The 3,909-nt window shown below is 38.8% G+C and carries 4 protein-coding genes and 1 pseudogene; 1 reads left to right on the top strand and 4 read right to left on the bottom strand.

Going from position 1 to position 3,909, the window contains the following annotated elements:
• Nucleotides 1–514: 514 nt before the first annotated feature.
• The 3 genes from H6G97_RS47175 to H6G97_RS47165 form a co-directional block, all read right to left on the bottom strand.
• On the bottom strand, nt 515–1,321 hold the full coding sequence (locus H6G97_RS47175; protein ID WP_190947263.1) for a hypothetical protein: 807 nt from the start codon (nt 1,319–1,321) through the stop codon (nt 515–517).
• Nucleotides 1,318–2,070 (bottom strand): ABC transporter ATP-binding protein, encoded by a 753-nt coding sequence (locus H6G97_RS47170; RefSeq protein WP_190947262.1) that lies wholly within the window; start codon nt 2,068–2,070, stop codon nt 1,318–1,320. Before H6G97_RS47170 ends, H6G97_RS47175 begins: the two co-directional genes overlap by 4 nt.
• A 190-nt stretch (nt 2,071–2,260) precedes the next feature.
• On the bottom strand, nt 2,261–2,911 hold the full coding sequence (locus H6G97_RS47165) for a TetR family transcriptional regulator (RefSeq protein WP_190947261.1): 651 nt from the start codon (nt 2,909–2,911) through the stop codon (nt 2,261–2,263).
• A 136-nt stretch (nt 2,912–3,047) separates the two neighbouring features.
• On the opposite strand from H6G97_RS47165, the gene H6G97_RS47160 reads away from it, so the two are divergent.
• Nucleotides 3,048–3,710 carry a Rieske 2Fe-2S domain-containing protein gene (locus H6G97_RS47160; RefSeq protein WP_190947260.1) on the top strand — a complete coding sequence of 221 codons (663 nt, stop codon included), beginning with the start codon at nt 3,048–3,050 and terminating at the stop codon, nt 3,708–3,710.
• On the opposite strand, the pseudogene H6G97_RS47155 reads toward H6G97_RS47160, so the two are convergent.
• Nucleotides 3,700–3,909: pseudogene (locus H6G97_RS47155) on the bottom strand (group II intron maturase-specific domain-containing protein); the annotation flags it as partial. The gene H6G97_RS47160 and the pseudogene H6G97_RS47155 sit on opposite strands and share 11 nt — an antisense overlap.

The following is a 3,909-nucleotide window of genomic DNA, read 5'->3' as shown; positions in this document are numbered from 1 at the left end:
CTGTATCAAAGTTTCGTTCTAAAAAGCCAAAACACAGAGGTACTGGACAACGAGTTGAAGCTCCTAAATTTCATATCACTAATCAGTCTTTCAGCCTTAACTGAACCGTATTGCTGAATACAGACAATTGAATGAATCTTGGTGGAAGTCATGGTACTGTGCAGTTGCACTTGCTGAATATTAGTAAAGTAGCCATTCTCATAATGAGAATAAATATAAATACGTTTTAAGTGAAACTAACCGCTCAAGCCTAGTTATAGATGTTTTAGAAAACTTTTTAACATTAGCACTTTTTGCAACTAACTTAAGTATGAATAATAGTCTATCTTAAGTTAGTTTTTATAGACAAATACAGCAACTAAGCTGTTGTTTATAGCTGAAAATAGCTTTCCATAAGGAGAGTGCTTAAATATGAAGAGTTTAAGCACTCTTTATCTAAGCTAGGATTTAGGCACTGTACAAATTAAGTATAATGTTGCTTGCTGTGAATTCCGGCTTTTCAGGTGTGTTAGTTCTACCGCAGATTCAAATATAAGATTTCCACCGTCACCCACGTCAAACCACTACTAATTATTAGCACTAGCATTACCGACACAGGCTCAAAGAAAATAGCTCTGGCAGGAAACCAAACCCAACTATCTGCACTCAAAAATTTTCCTGACGCAAGCAAGTGTTCTAATCGAAACCAAATCGATTCTGTACTACTATTACCTTTGAGGAGATTAGGTAACTGAGAACTCAAATATATTGTAATTGGAAATAAAGCTGTCAAAACTTGAGCAAAAGTCCGTGCCCGCTTTGCACCTAGAACACGAACTAGCACTAAAATAAACAACATTGCTAAACATGTGGCGCTTAAATTAATACTAATCCAAGCTGGGTAAAGTCCTAAAAGTTGAGGAATACCAAATAATATAGCAATTAAACTTACAGGAATTACAAACAAACAACCACTGAAAAAGTTTTTCAGGGCAATTGCTAACACCCGACTTGCAAAAATCACTTTACTTGAAATTGGCGATGATATGAGTAAATCCAAATCCCCGCGTTCAAATAACCCCATCAAGCTACTTCTCATGGCTTGGATAAAGCCATAATAAAATCCAAACAACCAGACTACTACTGCAATCCACAAAGCGTTTTCTGGTATAGTCTGAAACGATTTAACGTCTTGAAAATCATCCAGCGTAAACCATACCCAAATTAAAAGCAAAATTACAGAAATGCTGCCAATAAATATCGTTACAGGTCTAACAGTATTTTCACGCCACCACAAACGTAATTCATGATGAACAATCCAAGGTAATGTACCTACTTTCATATTGCACCTTCAACATCATGATTTTGAGTCAATTCTAAAAAAACTGTCTCCAAACTAGCGTCTGCCTCACCACTTTGAGTTCTAAGTTCGTCTAAAGTTCCTTCGGCGATCAAGCGTCCATGATTAATAATCCCAATTTGCTGCGCCATACGCTCGGCAATTTCCATGATATGGGTAGTTAAAATTACCGTGTTACCTTGATTTACATATTCAACAAGCATATTCTTGACTAAGCGGGCTGCGGCTGCGTCTAATCCTGTTAACGGTTCATCTAAGATAAGAATTCTCGGTTGATGAATTAATGCCCCTGCTAAAGCAAGTTTTTGTTTCATCCCTCGCGAAAAAGTTTCGCTCAAATCTCCTCTGTGATCCCACAAGTTTAATTGTTTGAGAATTTCTTGGGCTAAGATTTGAGCTTTAGAAGGATTAATTCCCCAAAGCCCAGCAATAAACTCTAAATACTCCATAGGTCGCAGTTTATTGTAAATTAGCGGTTCATCAGGTAGATATGCTAAAGTTTGCTTGGCTTTTTGAGGCGCTCGCCTGATACTATGACCTAGAATCATAACATCGCCCTTATCTGGTCGTAGTAACCCTGCAATCATTCGTAGAGTAGTGGTTTTTCCTGCACCGTTGGGGCCTAAAAGAGCATAAAATGAACCTTCTGTAATCTGCAAGCTAAGATTGTTCACGGCTTGGTGAGAACCATAAGACTTGCTAATTTGGGAAAGTTGAAGTGCGATTTCCATATTTACATCTAATATGAATTAACAAAAAAGGGGGAGAAGTAAGAAGATGAAATATCAGCTTTTCAACTAATACTTTCTCCCTGACTAGCATTGACTTGAGAAAACTATCTGAGAGTAAGTAACGGCTTCAAGTTGAAACAAGAGTATTTCGGAACAAGTTAATATTAAAAATCCAGATAAGCCTTTCCGTTTATAAATGTGAGCGCTTAATACCTGCCAGAATAAAGGTGATTGCTTCTTCGGTGTGTTCCTCAATTATTTCTGGACTAAGACGATTAATCTCTGGAGTAAGATGCTTCCAGTTTTCATGAACTGTGAAGTAAAACAGACAAATACTCAAGATATGGGTTAGCGCCAAAAACGGTTTGAGGGGGCGAAAATATCCTTCTGTAATGCCTTGCTCTAAAATTTTGAGCAGATGCTCATGGAGACTCAAAACGTTACATTCCTTGAAATATACTCCTTGATTCTGACTTGCTTCCTGAAACCAGAGCATTTGACGCTGAGGATTTTGAGCTTCATTGGCAATCGCAATGCGAATAATCTGCTTTAGGGCTTCTTCGGGGGATAAGCCGTCAAAATTCAATTGCCCAAAAATGCTTTGAAGTTCATCGACTGGACGTTGTAAGGCTGCTTTGTATAAGCTTTCCTTGCTCTCAAAATAGTAATGAAGTGTTGCAGTTGTCACCTTGGCGCGATTAGCGATCGCACTCAGACGCGCACCGTTTAAGCCATGCCGTGAAAATTCGTACTCTGCGGCATCCAAAATTTGTTGCTGTGTTACCTGGGCATCTCGAACTGGGCGGACTGATTTGGCAACTCGTTTACTATGTCGAACCACTGCATCAAAATTTAGTGTTTGTGTTTATATGGTATCAAAGAGGCATCAACATTGAAGGCATTGAATCTATGAATTGACGGCACAGCAGTAAGTTGATAAGCTTACTGATTAATTAGTAAGTTAATTTTCTCTAACTATGAAGCAACTGCAAGGCGCACCGTGGCTGTTGGCACATCGTTCCATGCTTAAGCCAAATAAACCAATGAAATTTTCTTTGCTAGGTAATGATTACGTCCTTTGGCAAAATGATTACGGTGTAATTAGTGCTTTACCCAACGCTTGCCCTCACATGGGTGCAATGCTATCAGAGGGATGGTGCATAACAAAACCTAATGGCAGTAGTGTAATCACCTGCCCTTTTCATGCATTGGAATTTGATGCTTCAGGTTGTACAGTCCTGCCTGGATCTAATAAACCAACTAAATCGTTAATGCAGCCGCTAGATTTAGTTATCCGAGGAGACTTCATTTGGACTTATGGAGGATATGAATCAAAGGTAGCAATCCCAAACATTATGAATGAAATTGCAGCAGATTATGAGTTCATAGGAGTTACAGGAGAACGCAGCATTTCGACTGATATTTTGAGTTTGCTATTAAATATGCACGACTATAACCACCAAAATGGGACGCATAGAGAATTATTTGAGATTGAAGAAGTTCAGGTAAAGCAGTTTATTGACGAGGGGTTACATTCTCATGCCTATTTGAAGCAACCTAGAAAGCAACCTACATTTGCGGAAATTTTCCAAAATCCTGCTCAACTAGCGATGCCAAAAGTGTTAGAAGCTCATTGTTGAATACCGTATAAGCTCTTTTTTGGATGTGGTATAACGAGTTTCTAGACCCGTCCATCTTGCAGAACTTATGGTAATTTCTCCAACCTCTTACTACCGGGGCTAATTTCTCAGCCTTTGTGGTAGCACCATAATTCGAGTTGTTGACGATGTGTTTTACTTTCTTACGGAATGCTTTGAAGTTGTCCACTGAGGGAGTGCT

This window comes from Nostoc flagelliforme FACHB-838 (genome assembly GCF_014698065.1).
In the GTDB taxonomy this organism is placed as follows: domain Bacteria; phylum Cyanobacteriota; class Cyanobacteriia; order Cyanobacteriales; family Nostocaceae; genus Nostoc; species Nostoc flagelliforme_B.
This window is presented reverse-complemented; position numbering and strand designations above follow the sequence as displayed.